Consider the following 16,721-nt stretch of genomic DNA (forward strand, 5'->3'; position numbering starts at 1 on the left):
GAATACTGGTAAGTGCCAAGGATAAAAGAAAAAGAGCGATAAATAGGAATACATAAAGGATACCACGTATCAATTTTTATGAAGGACTGATAATTTAGACTTGATCCCTGGCACGTTTGATTTGATGTTACTGCCAAAATTAACTCGCTCATGGACGTTTGAAAATGAAAGTAAATTACTAGCTACTCTGTTGGAACCTTTAAAAAGTGACTATGATCTCATTATTATTGATACCGTACCAACGCCAAGCGTTTATACAAATAATGCAATCGTGGCAAGTGATTACGTTATGATCCCTTTACAAGCAGAAGAAGAAAGTACAAACAACATTCAAAACTATATTTCCTATTTGATTGATTTACAAGAACAACTTAACCCTGGACTAGATATGATCGGTTTTGTTCCTTATTTAGTTGATACGGACAGCGCAACGATAAAATCAAACCTGGAAGAACTGTACAAGCAACATAAAGAAGATAACTTGGTTTTCCAAAATATTATCAAGCGAAGTAATAAAGTAAGTACCTGGTCTAAAAACGGAATTACAGAACACAAAGGCTATGACAAAAAAGTTTTATCCATGTATGAGAACGTATTTTTTGAAATGCTTGAGCGAATTATTCAATTAGAAAACGAAAAAGAATAGAATCACAAATCACTTGTGATTTGTGATTGTTGATGATATAATAAGAATAAGAAGAAATAGAAAGAAGTGAGAGATCGTGGGAAATTTAGGCGCACAGAAAGCCAAACGAAATGATACGCCAATCAGCGCAAAAAAAGATATAATGGGGGATAAGACGGTTCGTGTTCGTGCTGACTTGCACCATATCATAAAAATAGAAACAGCAAAGAATGGCGGAAACGTAAAAAAAGTTATGGATCAAGCCTTAGAAGAATATATACGGAAATATTTACCTGACAAACTTTAAAAGGAGTGAACATGAAATGGCAGTTACGTATGAAAAAACATTTGAAATTGAAATCATTAATGAGTTATCGGCAAGTGTTTATAATCGGGTATTAAATTATGTTTTGAATCATGAACTAGATACTAAAAATACTCGTTTACTAGAAGTGAACCTTTTAAATCAATTAGAAGTGGCACAAGAAGTTGATTTATTTCAACAACCATTTGAAGAATTACAAGCTATTCATGAGTATTGGCGGTCAATGAATAGCTATTCAAAAAAAATTGTTGAAATGGCGCCTTTTCTAAAAGGAGTGATCTAATATGACAACTCAAGAGGAATTAAAAGAAATCTATCACACTGTGTCAAAAATGGACATTATGGAACTAAAAAAAGCGTATGAGTTGGCTGAAACACAAGAAGAATTTGAGTTTTATAAGGAATTATTTACTTATCAATTGCAACAAAAGCAAAAACTAATTATCAAGCAGAAAGATTTTGTGATTTAATATGAAGGATAGACCACAATATATTATTGTTGCGGGCGTCAATGGAGCAGGGAAATCAACACTTTATCAAACAGTACCGCAACTCTTTCAAGATACACAACGAATTAATGCTGATGAAATTCTAATTAAAAATGGTGGTGACTGGCGAAAAAACTCAGATAATATGAAGGCTATGCGTGAAGTTGTAAAACAAATGAATCAAGCAATTGAATCTAAAAGGTCTTTTCACCAAGAAACCACATTATCTGGACAAGGACAGAAAAAATGGATTGAAAAAGCCAAGGCACAGGGTTATGAGGTAAATTTATTTTATGTTGGGATAGACAATGCTGATTTGGCAATACAACGTGTCAAACAAAGGGTTGAAAAGGGCGGTCATGGCATACCTGATGAACTCATAAAAAAGCGGTATAGTCAGTCATTAAAGAATCTAGAATATATAGCCCCTCTTTGTGATAATGTTATGCTATACGATAATACGAAAATTTTTGTTCCAATTTATGAACGTCAAGGGGAAAAGATCGTTTTAAATAATACAAAAAATATTCAATGGCTTCCAGTTAGTTTTATTAATAAGTATAGGGTGGGATTGAGAGATATGGCGAATATTACTGACTTCACCGAAAAGCAATTTGAAGATCGTTTAGAAAAGAATGTTGAACGACTAACTAAAAATAGACTAGCGGTTGAATCGCCAACCGCTTTTTTACTTGGTGGGCAACCAGGGTCAGGGAAAACCAGTTTGCGATCAGCAATTTTTGAAGAAACACAAGGGAATGTTATTGTCATTGATAATGATACCTTTAAACAACAGCACCCTAATTTTGATGAACTAGTGAAGCTTTATGAAAAAGACGTAGTAAAACACGTTACCCCTTATTCTAATCGCATGACAGAAGCGATCATAAGCCGTTTGAGCGATAAAGGGTATAATTTGGTGATCGAAGGTACAGGACGAACAACAGACGTTCCTATTCAAACCGCAACAATGCTTCAAGCCAAAGGTTATGAAACAAAAATGTATGTCATGGCAGTACCTAAAATCAACTCATATTTAGGAACAATTGAACGTTATGAAACTATGTATGCAGATGATCCAATGACAGCCAGGGCAACACCAAAACAAGCGCATGATATTGTTGTCAAAAACTTACCGACCAATTTAGAAACCCTTCATAAAACGGGCTTATTTAGCGATATAAGGCTTTACAATAGAGAAGGAGTGAAACTCTATTCAAGCTTAGAAACGCCTTCCATTAGTCCGAAAGAGACCTTAGAAAGAGAATTAAATCGTAAAGTATCAGGGAAAGAGATTCAACCGACTTTAGAGAGAATAGAGCAAAAAATGGTTCAAAATCAACACCAAGAAACCCCTGAATTTAAAGCAATTCAACAAAAAATGGAAAGCTTGCAGCCACCTACACCACCAATACCCAAGACACCTAAACTTCCAGGACTTTAAACCTTAAAAAAGGGGTTCTATAATATTTGGTGTTGTTACTCAATGTGAGTAACAACACCAAATATTATAGAACCGTAATTCCTTACTATGTTACTTGCTTTTTTTTATGAAACTTACGATACTAACGAGTTGACTTGGTTTTACGAGATGTATCTGGACATTCACCTTTACTGCTAAACTAACTCCTTTCTGTGTTCACAAGCGACGTGTGATTGTGATATAATGAACGATAGAAAACTCAAAAGAGAGGCGTTCTTGATGGAAGATCTTATTCAAATGAAAGCTGGCATGCTAGACGTGTATCTGGGTAGTCCGACGATAAATGAATTTTTGGAAAAAAGTGCGAATGTATTGGGGAATCCCTTGGTATTACTGGATAATTCCTATAAAATCGTGTCTCATTCGAATGCTGAAAACATTACTGATCCTTATTGGCAATCCTATGTGAACAGAGGGTTTTGTTCAGTTGAATATGTTTTTAAAGCAAAGCAGTTAGCTCATGTGACGGTTAGTGATGAATCGCCTTATTTTTTTCCATGTCAGATTTGTCACGACACGAAATTAGTGAAAGTTGTTAAGAATAGAGGAGTAGAACTAGGCTTTTTACTTATGCTTGACTCTCAACGCGAATTGACATCAGATGATAAAATACTGATTGATATTTTAGGAAAGATGGTCTCAGAGCTACTATCCAAGAATGAGCGAAATCGGTTATCCACTCATAATACTGAAATGATTGTGATTGACTTATTAGACCAATCCATTCATTCATCAAAGGAACTAGCTGAACGGATAGAAAATAAGCAACTATTACAAATTAGTAATTGGCGACTACTAATCATTGATTTTTGGCAACAGTCGCATTCAACAAGCCGTTCACGTATGACGTTGAGAGAGATTCAGGCTAGATTTCAGGAGTTACTTCAAATGAAAACAGCGGCTGTCTATCAAGAGAAAGTAGTGATTCTTTTTGATAGTATAAGCTTTCAGACCAACAAAGAAAGCCTATCTGCCTTTGCAACAAAGCACGGACTCAAAATTAGTGTCAGTGCGGATTTTTCGGATTTATTACAGACAAACCAAGCGTATATAGAGGCATTGGAATGCGATCGACTGGCACGATTTTCACTACCGGTTAAGCCCCTTACAGAGTACTATGAGGTCAATCTTTATGCACTGTTGCCAAGTATGCCAATTGAACAAGTGAAGCAAAAATATTTCCATCCAGTACTTCAAAAGTTAATCCACTATGATTTGGCACATCATACAGACTTATTTGAGACGTTGTATACGTATTTATTGCAACATGAAAATGTCAATCATACAGCTATTTGTCTGTCCATCCATAGAAATACTGTCCGTTATAAGTTGAAACGAGCGAGCGAAATAGGTGAATTTTCCTATTCTAATTCCGTCATCCTTGTGCAATTATTGATTTCCTACCAAATATTTTCTTATTATGTCGTCTGTTATCAGGACGAATATAAAAATTTTGCTAAAAATCAACTTTTACAATTGGCTTTTCACGCATTTGAACGCATCTCTAGTACGAAGTGTGCATCATGTACAATTCAGGACTGTGATTTTAGACTTTAGCACATAGTCAGATTCCCTTGTATTGTGATAAATTGAACTTGTGGAAGTTCTATTTATTTAGGAGGAAATCGTATGTATGAAAAACTATTTGCTACTGGAATGATCGGATCAGTAGAAATCAAAAATCGAATTGTTATGCCGCCTATGGGTACAAGTCTTTCAAGTTTTACCGGTGAGGCGACGGATGAAGTCATTCGTTATTATGAAGAACGTGCCAAAGGGGGATGCGGGTTAATCATTACTGAAATCGCTCGTATTGATGATGTGACTGGTATTGGTGAACCTGGACAGTTGAGTGTGACATCAGGTAAATACATTCGTAAACTGGTTCAATTAACTGAGGCTGTGCACAAATATGATAGTAAAATCTTTTTGCAATTGCATCATCCTGGTCGCCAGGTGTCAAGAAGTTTATTAAATGGTGTTCAACCTGTCGCACCCAGCGCGATTCCTTGTGGGGTAGTAAAAGAAATGCCTCGTGCATTAACAACTGAAGAATGCGATGACCTCGTTGAGAAGTTTATTAGAGGAGCAGTGGTTGCTAAAACGGCGGGGTTCGATGGTGTAGAGCTTCACGGAGCACACGGCTATCTAATTAATGAATTTTTGAGTCCTTATACAAATAAGAGAACGGATAAATATGGCGGTGATTTCTTTAAACGACTAACGTTTTTAACGAGTATTGTCAAAGGGATTCAAGCTGCATGTGGTCCTAAGTTTCCTGTATCAGTCCGCATAAGTGCCGATGAGTTCATCGAAGGTGGCCTAAAGCTTGAAGATACCATTCAAATCGCAAAAATACTAGAAGCGCAAGGCGTTGCTGCCATTGATGTAAGCGCAGGGACTTACGAAACTGGGTATGCAGTCATCGAACCACAATTTTTACCAGAAGGCTGGAAAAAACATTTAGCAAAAGCTATTCGTGAAGAAGTATCGATTCCTGTTATTGCAGTAAATAATTTAAAATATCCGAAAACAGCTGAACTGTTCTTAGAAGAAGGAATTTGCGACTTTGCATCATTTGGTAGAGCCTTTTTAGCTGATCCATACTGGCCTAATAAGGCGAAAGCACGTCAAGAGGAACTCATCCATAAATGTATTGGTTGTTTGCAATGTTTTAAAACGGTCTTTAATGGTAAGCCAATCGAATGTACGGTCAATCCGATTGTTGGAAGAGAACTACGGTACAACGACCAAACTCTGATAAAAGATGGGGATGGACGTGAGGTTGTTGTTGTCGGTGCAGGGCCTGGTGGAATGCACGCAGCTATTGTATTGGCTAAGCGGGGGTATCGGGTGACGTTAGTCGAAAAAACTGACTCACTAGGTGGGACATTAAAAACAGCTGAACAACCACCAGCAAAACAAATGATTGGTGAGTTAATTAAGACTCTAGCCGCAGAAATAAGAGATGCTGGAGTGACAGTTATATTGAATCAGGAAGTCACAATCGAATGGTTACAAGAGATGAATCCATTTGGTGTTGTCGTTGCGTGTGGAGGTAGCCCAATTGTTCCTCGAATCGAAGGTGTCGAACAAGAACATGTCGTTACTGCTGAAGATGTTCTATTAAAAAAAGTGACAATAGAAAATCAAAAGGTCGTCATCATCGGTGGTGGTGTGACAGGGCTAGAAACAGCCGAAGTCATGGCAATGAATAATCACGTCACCGTGGTTGAAATGTCAAATAGTGTAGGTAACGCGTTGTATACAAGTAATAGAATGATGCTTTTAAATCACTTGAAAGAAGCAAATGTTTCTATTCAAACCAATCGGATGTTAGATAAAATCAATGGCGACCATGTATTGCTCAAGGAGCCTGATATGGGATTTGAACATGAGTTGCCATGTGACTCAGTCGTCCTCGCTCTCGGTGTGACTCCTCGTAGATCATTTGTAAAATCAATTCAAGAATCTTTTGCTCATGTAATGGTGGTCGGAGACGCTAACAAACCAGGGCAAATAGTCGATTCGATGAAAGAAGCTAATGATAAAGCGTATGCTTTTTAAAAAATAGTAGTTACTAGTGGTATATCATGCATCATAAGAAAAGAGTAGTTACCAAAAAACGGTAACTACTCTTTTTTTATAAAAAAATTTCCTCATTTTTTAAAAGCAGATCGAGAAATAAAGCACACAACAGCATTCTTTCTTTTTTTTAGTTGCTACATTTTGCATTCTGTAACGTGTCATTTACTGTTTGTTACCTTAACATATCCAGTCGAAAACACAAGGGTATATAAACGAGCAAGCTCGCCCTTGTGTTTTCTTTGTGTCTATGTTGCGTTCTCGTCACAGCAAACGACACGAACACACTGGCGAAAATGAACCAACAAAACGAAAAAAGAAAGGAGCGTACACTGTAATTTATTTCTAGCTTTTAAAACATGAGGAAAACAGCTTCACTTCCTCAAACGCCTAACAAAAATGGTTGTCAAAAAGCCAAAAATAAAAAAGAAAAGGAATGATAAAAATGAAATACATTAAAAACGTTGAAACATTGGAAGAATTGAAAAAAGCCTACAAAAAGTTAGCTTTGAAGTTACACCCCGATTGTGGCGGGAATGAAGAAGAAATGAAAATTTTGAACAATGAATATGACGAACTGTTTAGCAAACTTAAAAACACTCACAAGAACAAAGACGGCGAAACCTATACAAAAGAAACGACTGAAACGCCCGAACAATTTAAGGACATTATAAATCAACTTTTCAATCTGAAAATGGACGGTGTATCAATTGAAATCGTGGGAACTTTTATATGGTTAACAGGCAACACAAAACCTTATAAGGACGACATAAAAACCCTAGAATTTCGTTATTCACCAAAAAAATACGCATGGTATAAAGCACCAAGCGATTATAAAAAACGTAGTCGAAAAAATTATGATATGGACACAATAAGGGGAATGTATGGAAGTCAAAAGGTGAAGGAAGATAAAGAAGAAAAAAAATACTTACAAGCCAATTAAGGCTTGTAAGTTTATCAGAAAGGAAGTTTTAAAGTGGATATTAAAATAAAAAAAATAAATTTTGAAGGTAATATTTTAAAAAACGTCGATTGTAAAATTAAGCTAGACAACTAAAAAGATCATTTGTGCTACACTCAAAATAGTTCCGACCAAAGAATTAATAAGGAGTGAGTACAAATAACCTACACCCATCTTACAACAGACGAACTAGTAATCATAGAGTCTTATTTCAATATCGAGAAACCTGTCGCTCTTGTCGCACAAAGTTTAAATCGCTCTAGACAAACCATTTATAATGTTTATTCGTTTCTCAAACAAGGAAAAAAAGTGCTAGATTATTACCGTCAATACAAACAAAATAAATCTCGTTGTGGACGACGTTCAACCGTTTTATCTGATGAACAATCAACATATGTTCAAGAAAAGGTAGCTCAAGGATGGTCACCCGATGTGATTATCGGAATTGATTGTTCTGTTCGTACACTCTATCGGATGTTTAAAAAAGGCCTTTTTGACACACAGTCGTTACCTATGAAGGGGAAACGTAAACCGAATAATCATCAAGAAAAGCGTGGAAAACAGGCCTTTCGCAGAACGATTCATGAACGGAACAGTCTCTATCCACACCTGACTAAAGAATTTGGTCATCTCGAAGGCGACACCATTATGGGAGTTAAACACAAGAGCGCTGTTATTACATTGGTTGAGTGTTTATCCAAGGTTATTATTACTTTGAAACCGACAGGCAGACGAGCCGAAGATATCGAAAACAGGTTAAATGATTGGTTCAAATCCATGCCTAAACACTTGTTTAAATCCATGACATTTGATTGTGGAAAAGAATTTTCCAACTGGCGATCTATAAGTAACTCGAACGATATTGCCATCTTTTTCGCAGATCCAGGAACACCTTCGCAAAGAGGGCTAAATGAGCACTCAAACGGCTTGCTTAGACGAGATGGCTTACCTAAAACAATGGACTTTAGGGACACGGATGAAACCTTTATTCAATCCGTTGCCTCGAAAAGAAACCATATTCCAAGAAAATCATTAAATTATCGAACACCATTGGAAGTATTTTTGAGCTGCATAGATAAAGACATATTGTCTAGCTTAATTTGACAAATCAGAAAAGAAAAAATGTATCAAGTTTTTGAAGAAATGGGTTATCCAATTAAAACGGTCACCAGAAAACTAGAAGTAATCAAAGCGGATGATACGATCAGCGATTTGTTAGATGTGGAAGAAGGAGATCCAATGTTCTATTTCCATACACAGGGTTTTTCGCTAGAACGTCTGCCCGTTGAGTATTCGATTTCGAAATATCGAGGAGACATTAACTACTTTGTTTTTGAACTTGCACAATAACTTCAGATTAAATAAAATGATTTATTAAAGATAAAAGTCGAATGAACAAGGCTGTCACTATGACAGTCATGCTCGTTCGGTTTTATTTTTTAGAATAGCAGCTTGCAAATTCTGAAAAATTTTGCTTTCCTTCCTGCAGAAGGCTTCTTAAGAAAACTTGTTCTAGCACTTTTCTTAAGAATTTGATAGTCTTAAAAAGAAAAGAGGCGATGAAATGTTAAAAACGGATCGATTCCAAGCGATCATGTCGTTATTAGAGGTTAACGGTACAGTACGAGTCAGCGATATTATGGAGAAGTTTTCGGTTTCGGATATGACAGTCCGACGTGATTTGGACGAAATGGAGAAACAAGGATTATTAGAACGCGTCCATGGCGGAGCGAAATTGAAAGATTTTTATCGGCATGTGGAGCTTTCTCATAGAGAAAAACAGATTATGCTGCAAGAAGAAAAGCAGCGGATTGTGGAAAAGGCGAATGAAATGATCAATGATGGTGATACGATATTTCTTGGACCAGGAACTACAATCGAGCTCATGTCAAAAATCATTCAAGGGGATTCACTGCGGATTGTTACAAACTGTTTGCCTGTTTTTGAAGAATTAAATAAGCGAAAAGGGAATCGAAAAATCTATCTATTAGGTGGCGAGATGCGGGAAACGACTCAATGCTTTGTTGGTGAAATCACGAATAAATCGCTACAGGATATGAATTTTCATAAAGCATTTTTCAGCTGTAATGCTTTAAATGAACAGAAAATTATGACTTCGACTTTTGAAGAGGGCCAAACTCAACAGATCGCTCTGAATAATTCTGTTGAACGCTTTTTATTGATTGATCATTCGAAAATTGGGAAAAGAGATTTTTCAGTATATTATAATCTGAATGATGTAACAGTAGTTATAACGGATGATGATGAACAAAAGCACTATGAAAAAATCGAAAAAGAAGAAAAATATGTTGTGTAAATGAGAAACTGCCAAACTCTAGATAATTAGAACTTGGTAGTTTTTTGGTAGCCTTGAATTTAAGCGAATTATGTTATTTTTAGGGTGCATCATTACTAATTCCTCCGAATACTTGAATACACCATTTGAAAAAAGATAGTCGATTTTTTTGGGATGTTATGTTTATGTGAAGGAAAAAATAGCAGTATCAATCACCGCTTTATTAAGGAGGAAAAGGGATATCAAAACAACCATGGGCACTAAGTCAGCTGAAGCTCTTTGACATGAAACGAGTTAGATCAGAAAAAGCAATGATGAAATCGCACGCATAACCGCGGGATGCGAAGCGATTCAGGAAAAAAGAAATCAAGGAATTCGCAATTAAACAACAAAAAGTCAAAAAGCACAAAACAAACAAGAACACAAAAAGAATCGTTGAGGAATACCAACAAAGGCAAGCTTAAAGGAGTTAAAAAAAGCATAAACGTTGATAATTTCTTTATTGGGTGTGGCAAGAGATGGGCTATGCTTTTTGAAATGGATTTTACATCTATTTATTTTTTATAGGTAAAATAATACCCCGAAGTCTAAAGACATTCGGGGTGTTTTTAGCTTATTTAGCTTCGGCTGCATAAGTCATATTATGCGCCGTTGCCGGAGATGCATTCTCTTCTTTTTCAGCTGCGTATGCAGCATTGCGTTTTTTCATTTGACGAGCGTACCAAATGAAGATTAAAAGGTATGCACCTAATGCTAAGGCAGCGTATATCACAAATTCGATTTGTCCTTGAGAAGCATTACCGACTAAATAACCTAGGAATTTTTCAATCGGGCCTTCCATCGTTGTATGAGAGATCATGGCGGACCCGTTCAAGCCGGCTGGAAAGGCTCCGACTGCTTTAGCTGTTTGAGTAACGAACGGGGCGATCAAGGTGCCGGACCATAAGAATAATGGTAATTCGATCGCGCCGATTACGATCATACGGATTAATTTTCCACGAGTTACGACCAATAGTGCTGGGGTAACACCCATTGCGATGATTCCGCCTAGTGGCAATAATTTATTTCCTGGTAAGATTATGGCTTCTAGCAACATGATTGGTGCTAATACGTTAGCGGCAGCCCAGATTTCAGCGCGGCCTGCTAAGAAAGGCCAGTCTAAACCTATGTTGATGGTACGTCCTTTTAGTCGTTTATTGGCAAAATCGGTAATCCCTTGTGATAACGGTTCTACGGCTGCGATGAACCAAGCGCCTATCAAAGAGAACAATTCCAAACAGACGGCAGCGGTAAAGGCTAGCGAGAAAATTTGCGTTGGTGTTTGTCCTGCTAGTAATCCAACAAAAATCCCCAAATAAATTCCAATCGCGAATTTTGATCCCCAGAAGCCAATTTTACTATTCAATTTGGCAGCATCGAAATCATATTTATCCAACCAAGGGAAGATTTTGTCGAAAATTTTATCGAAAACCATAATAATCGGATTCATCATGTAGTTCATATGAGTCGTGGTCATCGGGTTGCTGTCTGGCGCATTTAACAAGTCATTGAAGGTTGGTTTCATTAAGTCGGAGTTCCAAATTTTTAATACACCAATGAAAATAACTAATGCAGAAGCAATAAACAGATTAGCACCGCAGAAGATCGCGAACAAACCAACAATTGCTAAATGCCAAATATCGAAAATATCCACATCTAATGTGTTGGTTTTTTTCATTGCTAACATGACAATATTGACGATCACCATAATTAGTAAAAAATAAAGCGTGTATGGCGACCCCCATGTGATGGTTGCTAGTGGGGCCCAACCGACATCTGTAATGTTTAATGAAATACCTGTGCGTTCAACAAAAGCTGTCATAGCGTCTGAAAAAGCAGTAGTTAAAATTCCAATAATAGCTCCGATCCCAGTCAGGGCGATCCCTAATTTGATCCCGCCTTCAAGAGCGCGTGACGGTTTTACTTTAAAAAATAAAGCAATAACAGTTAATACGATGGTCATTAACGGTGCCGCCCCTAAATTAATTAGGGGGGTAAATACTTTATTGGCAATATCAATAATTGTATTCATATGCTTTTCCTTTCTTTAGTCCTATTTGTTTAATGATTGGATTGCGCTTTCCATACTTTGGTAAACAGGCTCAGCCATAGCAGGAATACGATAAAGAATAGCACCTGCATCAACGACAGGGATGTTAATGTCAAAACCCAAATCGGTGTTGGCAATTTGTGCGAAAATGTCATAATGAGACAGCATTTCTTCATTGATATCTTTGATCATAACGGCGTCACAGGTGACTTGATAGCCACGATTTTTCAATTCAGTTTCCAAAGCGCTTTTGATTTGATGGCTTGAATTAACGCCTGCTCCACATGCTGCTAAAATTTTGATCATAATAATTCTCCCCTTAAAATAAGTTTATTTTTTATCCTGCGGTTAGGCAGAGACTTCTATATATAAAAATGTTCTTCTAAAAAATGATAAATCGCTTCTGTGTCCTCTAATTTGAAAAACGAAAACAGTTTTTCTTCGTCAACAGAATTAATGAAATCCATGATATTAGCCAACATGCCAGCCTGTGCTTCACCATTTTCGTTCAAGATCATGAAAAGAAATGAAGCGGAAATCTGATCGCTTGGCGAGATCATGTTGTAGAAAGGGATTTCATTTTTTACTTTGATTGGAATGATACGGGTGGTTCGCACAAACTCACTTTCGGTATGAGGGATAGCGATATCTGGCAATATTTTAGAGACAGGTGAGAGATCTAATCCCGTCGGATAATTACGCTCCCGTTCTAAAAGGTTCTTCAAAAAATCTTCGGTTACCAATTCTTTCTTTAACAGATCTTGATAGACTTCCTCGAACACTTCTTCCTGCGATTGCTTGTCAGAAACATAGACAGTGTCTTTGAAAAAGAATTCATTCACACAAAACAGCTCCTTTATTAGTTCGTTTATGTTTATTTATCTGTTTACAAGTTGAGTATAATCGCTTACAAAATCATTGTCAACGCATAAACGAAAATAAACAAACGATATGTGTTGAAAAATGTTCGTAAATGTTTTATTATAAGGTCGTGGAGGTACAGAATATGCTGAAAACAGAACGACAGCGTTCGATCTTAGCGATGTGTGATCGCTATGGGACGATCACAGTCAAATTTATTCAGGAAGTACTGAATGTTTCAGATATGACGATCCGCCGAGATCTAAAGGAACTCGCGCAGAAGAAAAAGCTTTTACGCGTTCATGGCGGTGTACAAAAAATCGATTATCTGGAAATGTCGACTTCTATAGAAGCAAATGAGCTTTCTCATACTGAAAAAAAGAAGCTGCATACAAAAGAGAAGGAATACATCGCTAAAAATGCGGCAGCTCATATCAATCAAGAAGACGACACGATTTTTCTTGGATCGGGTACAACGATCGAATTAATGACACGATACATCAAGCCGTCATCTCTCCGAATCGTTACCAATAGTCTGCCGGTTTTCAATCTATTAAGTGAAATAAAAAGATTTGAACTGTATTTGATCGGTGGGCTATATCGGGAAAAGACTGGAGCCTTTGTCGGTTCAATTGCCAATGAAGCTGTTCAAAAAATCGGTATTAAGAAGGCTTTTGTCGGAGTGAATGGATTGAAGGGTTCGGAGGTTTCGAATTTCAGTATTGAAGAAGGTACCTTGCAAAAAATTGTTTTAGATAATGCGGCAGAAAAATGTTTGGTTTCAGATGCAAACAAATTCGACCATAGCGATTTTTATAATTTCTATGATTTGCGCAAGATCGACAAATTATTTACGGATTCTACTCTTTCAGCCGAGCTGAAGAGTTATTATCAGCAATTCACTAAAATCATTCAGTAAAAAATAGGAGGAAACAAAAATGCGTGTAGTAATTGGTTCAGACAGTGACGGCATGGAATTAAAGGAATTAATCAAGAAAAAATTGATCAAAGAAGGTATTACAGTAGTAGATAAGAGTGAAACGGCTTCAGAAGATTTTGTGGAATCAACTTTGGCGATCGCAAATGATCTGAATGAAAACGAAGGTAGTTTAGGAATCGCGGTTGATGGCTACGGCGCTGGCAGCTTTATCACGGCAACAAAGGTTAAAGGAATGGTAGCAGCAGAAGTTTCGGATGAGCGCAGTGCGTATATGACCCGTGAACATAATAATTCTCGGATGATCACACTTGGATCAAAAATTGTTGGCGATGAGTTGGCATTGAATATTGTTAAGGAATTTCTACAAGCAAATTATGATGGCGGTCGTCATCAAGTACGTGTCGACATGTTAAATAAAATGGCGTAATTAGGAAGGATGAATGAAATGAAAATCGCAATTGGCTGTGACCACATCGTCACAGATACAAAAATGGCAGTATCAGATTTCTTAAAATCAAAAGGACATGAAGTGTTGGATATGGGGACCTATGACTTTACCAGAACCCATTATCCGATCTACGGAAAAAAAGTCGGAGAGGCCGTGACTAGCGGAGAAGCAGATCTAGGAGTTTGTTTGTGTGGAACAGGTGTTGGGATTAACAACGCTGTCAATAAAGTACCTGGTATCCGCAGTGCGCTGGTTCGCGATATGACGACTGCTATCTATGCGAAGGAACAACTAAATGCCAATGTGATCGGCTTTGGCGCTCGGATTACGGGAGAATTTTTGATCTGTGACATATTAGAGGCCTTCATCAATGCCGATTATCAAGAAACTGAAGAAAACAAAAAATTGATCGCCAAAATCGATCACGTCGAAAAAGCCAGTGACAAGCAGTCTGATCCGCATTTCTTCGATGAATTTATCGAGAAATGGGATCGTGGCGAATACCACGATTAAGCGGGTGGACAAATGATTTTAACAATAACGATGAATCCATCGATTGATATTTCTTATCCATTAGAAACCTTCAAGCTCGACACAGTCAATCGAGTAAGAAATGTTCGCAAAACAGCTGGCGGTAAGGGCCTAAATGTGACACGTATCTTGAAACAATTAGATACGGAGGTGATTGCTAGTGGTTTAATCGGCGGTTTTTTAGGTGAAGAGATTAAAAAGGACCTGACTCAAAATGAGATTGCTCATGACTTTTTACCTATCAGCGGAGAGACACGTAATTGCATCGCTGTTTTACATGACGGAAAACAGACGGAAATCCTAGAAAACGGACCTGTTATTACTGAACAAGAAGCAAGGGCGTTCTTGCAACATTTCGAAAAATTAGCTGTTAAAGCCGAAATCATTTCTTTTTCAGGAAGCTTGCCAGAAGGATTGCCTGCTGATTTTTATCGACAAATGCTGCAAGTTTGTCAGCCAAAGCCTGTCGTTTTAGATTGTTCAGGTACAGCATTAAGGGAAGTGTTGCGAGGCAGTGTAAAGCCTAAGCTAATAAAACCCAATACCGAAGAGCTGGCTGGTCTGCTAGGACGAGAAATCTCAACAGAATTATCAGATTTAAAAGCCGCCTTGTCAGATTCGAGGTTTGATGAAATTGAATGGATAGTGGTTTCAATGGGGGGCGACGGAGCCTTTGCCAAACATCACGAGACTTTTTATTGCGTGACAATTCCAAAGATTGATGTCGTCAATCCAGTTGGCTCTGGTGATGCGACCGTTGCCGGATTGACCGCTGCGATTCAACAAGGTCTTTCGGATGAAGCCGTGTTAAAACAGGGTAATGTTTTAGGAATGCTGAATGCTCAGGAAGCGACGACTGGCTATGTCCAATTAGCCAATTATCAAAAACTATATGATCAAATCTTAGTGGAGAAAGTGTAGGAGGATACGGAAATGAACGAAGAAAAACGTCAATATATCAAGCAACTATGCAATGAAGATGGAGTGATTGGGGCCTTAGCAATTGATCAACGCGGGGCTTTGAAGAAGATGATCACAAAATTCAAGGGCAGCGAAGCAGAAGAATCAGAAATCGTTGAATTTAAAGAAATTGTTTCTTCACAATTAACGAAATATGCCTCATCGATTTTATTAGATCCCGAATATGGCTTGCCAGCAGCTGACGTTAGAGCAAAAAATGCCGGCTTGCTGTTAGCTTATGAAAAAACTGGTTACGATGCGTCAACTCCCGGCCGTTTACCAGATTTATTATCGATCTGGTCAGTTAAACGTTTAAAAGAAGCAGGCGCCGATGCTTGTAAGTTCCTACTTTACTATGATGTCGATGAAGCAGAAGAAATCAATAATCAAAAACATGCCTTTATTGAACGAATCGGCTCAGAATGTCAGGCTGAAAACTTACCCTTCTTCTTGGAGCTTGTTTCTTATGACGCGAACATCTCTGATGCGACTTCGAAAGAATACGCCATTAAGAAACCTCATAAAGTCAACGATATGATGAAGGAATTTTCTGATCCACGTTATGGCGTAGATGTGTTAAAGGTGGAAGTACCCGTCAATATGAATTATGTGGAAGGCTATGGGACAGACGAAGTCGTGTACACAAAGGCACAAGCGGCTAACTTCTTCAAGGAACAGGCTGAAGCCACTAACCTGCCATTTATTTTCCTAAGCGCCGGTGTAAAAGCAGAGTTGTTCCAAGAAACACTGCGCTTCGCGAAAAATGCCGGCTCAACCTTCAATGGTGTACTTTGCGGCCGTGCGACTTGGGCAGATGGTGTAGAAAGCTATATCGTTGATGGAAAAGAAGCAGCGATGGAGTGGATGAATACGCAAGGGCGTAAAAATATTGAAGAATTAAATGCCGTATTGAAAGAAACTGCTACACCGGTGGAAGTGTTAACAAGCTCACTATCATAAGAAATCAGACTGTGAAGCACAATTGCTTGCAGTCTTTTTTTATACATAAAGCGTAAAATCATGCTGCATTATTAGGGGAACGAATTCTAAAATAGTAAGTGAGTTAAAACGAAGGGGTTTTTCTTTAGAGAGATTTTCTTACATGTGGTACTTAATGACTTGATGGCAA

The 16,721-nt window shown here is 37.7% G+C and carries 18 protein-coding genes and 2 pseudogenes; 17 read left to right on the forward strand and 3 right to left on the reverse strand.

What is annotated here, in order from left to right:
* Window positions 1–88 precede the first annotated feature (88 nt).
* From AB3I72_RS12770 to AB3I72_RS12825, 12 genes and pseudogenes are all read left to right on the forward strand, one after another.
* Window positions 89–646 (forward strand): annotated as a pseudogene (locus tag AB3I72_RS12770) (ParA family protein); the annotation flags it as partial.
* A gap of 76 nt (window positions 647–722) precedes the next feature.
* The gene (locus AB3I72_RS12775) at window positions 723–932 is read left to right on the forward strand and encodes a peptide-binding protein (protein WP_070629334.1); all 210 of its coding nucleotides are present in this window, start codon (window positions 723–725) and stop codon (window positions 930–932) included.
* Window positions 933–948: 16 nt separating this feature from the next.
* Window positions 949–1,233 carry an antitoxin gene (locus tag AB3I72_RS12780; protein WP_070629332.1) on the forward strand — a complete coding sequence of 95 codons (285 nt, stop codon included), beginning with the start codon at window positions 949–951 and terminating at the stop codon, window positions 1,231–1,233.
* A 1-nt stretch (window position 1,234) separates the two neighbouring features.
* The gene (locus AB3I72_RS12785; RefSeq protein ID WP_007209310.1) at window positions 1,235–1,420 is read left to right on the forward strand and encodes a hypothetical protein; all 186 of its coding nucleotides are present in this window, start codon (window positions 1,235–1,237) and stop codon (window positions 1,418–1,420) included.
* A gap of 1 nt (window position 1,421) precedes the next feature.
* A pseudogene (locus AB3I72_RS12790) lies at window positions 1,422–1,883 on the forward strand (zeta toxin family protein); the annotation flags it as partial.
* Window positions 1,884–2,018: 135 nt separating this feature from the next.
* Window positions 2,019–2,882, forward strand: coding sequence for a zeta toxin family protein (locus tag AB3I72_RS12795; protein ID WP_368023989.1), 864 nt, complete (start codon window positions 2,019–2,021; stop codon window positions 2,880–2,882).
* Between the two features lie 288 nt (window positions 2,883–3,170).
* Window positions 3,171–4,478 (forward strand): PucR family transcriptional regulator, encoded by a 1,308-nt coding sequence (locus AB3I72_RS12800; protein WP_368023980.1) that lies wholly within the window; start codon window positions 3,171–3,173, stop codon window positions 4,476–4,478.
* Window positions 4,479–4,550: 72 nt separating this feature from the next.
* Window positions 4,551–6,488, forward strand: coding sequence for an FAD-dependent oxidoreductase (locus AB3I72_RS12805; protein ID WP_368023981.1), 1,938 nt, complete (start codon window positions 4,551–4,553; stop codon window positions 6,486–6,488).
* Window positions 6,489–6,951: 463 nt separating this feature from the next.
* Window positions 6,952–7,449 (forward strand): DnaJ domain-containing protein, encoded by a 498-nt coding sequence (locus tag AB3I72_RS12810; RefSeq protein ID WP_368023982.1) that lies wholly within the window; start codon window positions 6,952–6,954, stop codon window positions 7,447–7,449.
* Between the two features lie 177 nt (window positions 7,450–7,626).
* Entirely contained in the window at window positions 7,627–8,571 is a 945-nt protein-coding gene (locus AB3I72_RS12815; RefSeq protein ID WP_368023990.1) for an IS30 family transposase, read from the forward strand.
* A gap of 18 nt (window positions 8,572–8,589) precedes the next feature.
* Window positions 8,590–8,817 (forward strand): UTRA domain-containing protein, encoded by a 228-nt coding sequence (locus AB3I72_RS12820; protein ID WP_002350443.1) that lies wholly within the window; start codon window positions 8,590–8,592, stop codon window positions 8,815–8,817.
* Between the two features lie 214 nt (window positions 8,818–9,031).
* A complete protein-coding gene (locus AB3I72_RS12825) occupies window positions 9,032–9,784 on the forward strand; it encodes a DeoR/GlpR family DNA-binding transcription regulator (protein ID WP_002350442.1) in 753 nt (250 codons plus the stop codon).
* A 592-nt stretch (window positions 9,785–10,376) separates the two neighbouring features.
* On the opposite strand, the gene AB3I72_RS12830 is transcribed toward AB3I72_RS12825, so the two are convergent.
* From AB3I72_RS12830 to AB3I72_RS12840, 3 genes are read right to left on the reverse strand one after another with little or no spacing between them, the layout of a single operon-like run.
* Window positions 10,377–11,834, reverse strand: coding sequence for a PTS galactitol transporter subunit IIC (locus AB3I72_RS12830; RefSeq protein WP_123874682.1), 1,458 nt, complete (start codon window positions 11,832–11,834; stop codon window positions 10,377–10,379).
* Between the two features lie 21 nt (window positions 11,835–11,855).
* On the reverse strand, window positions 11,856–12,158 hold the full coding sequence (locus AB3I72_RS12835; protein WP_002350439.1) for a PTS fructose transporter subunit IIB: 303 nt from the start codon (window positions 12,156–12,158) through the stop codon (window positions 11,856–11,858).
* A 56-nt stretch (window positions 12,159–12,214) separates the two neighbouring features.
* A complete protein-coding gene (locus AB3I72_RS12840) occupies window positions 12,215–12,694 on the reverse strand; it encodes a PTS sugar transporter subunit IIA (protein ID WP_368023983.1) in 480 nt (159 codons plus the stop codon).
* Between the two features lie 164 nt (window positions 12,695–12,858).
* Here AB3I72_RS12840 and AB3I72_RS12845 point away from each other — a divergent pair, with 164 nt between their 5' ends.
* From AB3I72_RS12845 to lacD, 5 genes are read left to right on the forward strand one after another with little or no spacing between them, the layout of a single operon-like run.
* Entirely contained in the window at window positions 12,859–13,632 is a 774-nt protein-coding gene (locus AB3I72_RS12845) for a DeoR/GlpR family DNA-binding transcription regulator (protein ID WP_368023984.1), read from the forward strand.
* 19 nt (window positions 13,633–13,651) lie between these two features.
* The gene (lacA, locus tag AB3I72_RS12850; protein ID WP_049142584.1) at window positions 13,652–14,080 is read left to right on the forward strand and encodes a galactose-6-phosphate isomerase subunit LacA; all 429 of its coding nucleotides are present in this window, start codon (window positions 13,652–13,654) and stop codon (window positions 14,078–14,080) included.
* Between the two features lie 18 nt (window positions 14,081–14,098).
* Window positions 14,099–14,614 carry a galactose-6-phosphate isomerase subunit LacB gene (gene lacB, locus AB3I72_RS12855; protein ID WP_010731482.1) on the forward strand — a complete coding sequence of 172 codons (516 nt, stop codon included), beginning with the start codon at window positions 14,099–14,101 and terminating at the stop codon, window positions 14,612–14,614.
* Between the two features lie 12 nt (window positions 14,615–14,626).
* Window positions 14,627–15,553 (forward strand): tagatose-6-phosphate kinase, encoded by a 927-nt coding sequence (lacC, locus tag AB3I72_RS12860; protein ID WP_368023985.1) that lies wholly within the window; start codon window positions 14,627–14,629, stop codon window positions 15,551–15,553.
* Between the two features lie 12 nt (window positions 15,554–15,565).
* Window positions 15,566–16,552, forward strand: a complete 987-nt coding sequence (gene lacD, locus AB3I72_RS12865) for a tagatose-bisphosphate aldolase (RefSeq protein WP_002350432.1) — start codon at window positions 15,566–15,568, stop codon at window positions 16,550–16,552.
* Window positions 16,553–16,721: the final 169 nt, after the last annotated feature.

Source organism: Enterococcus sp. GC34, from assembly GCF_040886645.1.
In the GTDB taxonomy this organism is placed as follows: domain Bacteria; phylum Bacillota; class Bacilli; order Lactobacillales; family Enterococcaceae; genus Enterococcus; species Enterococcus faecalis.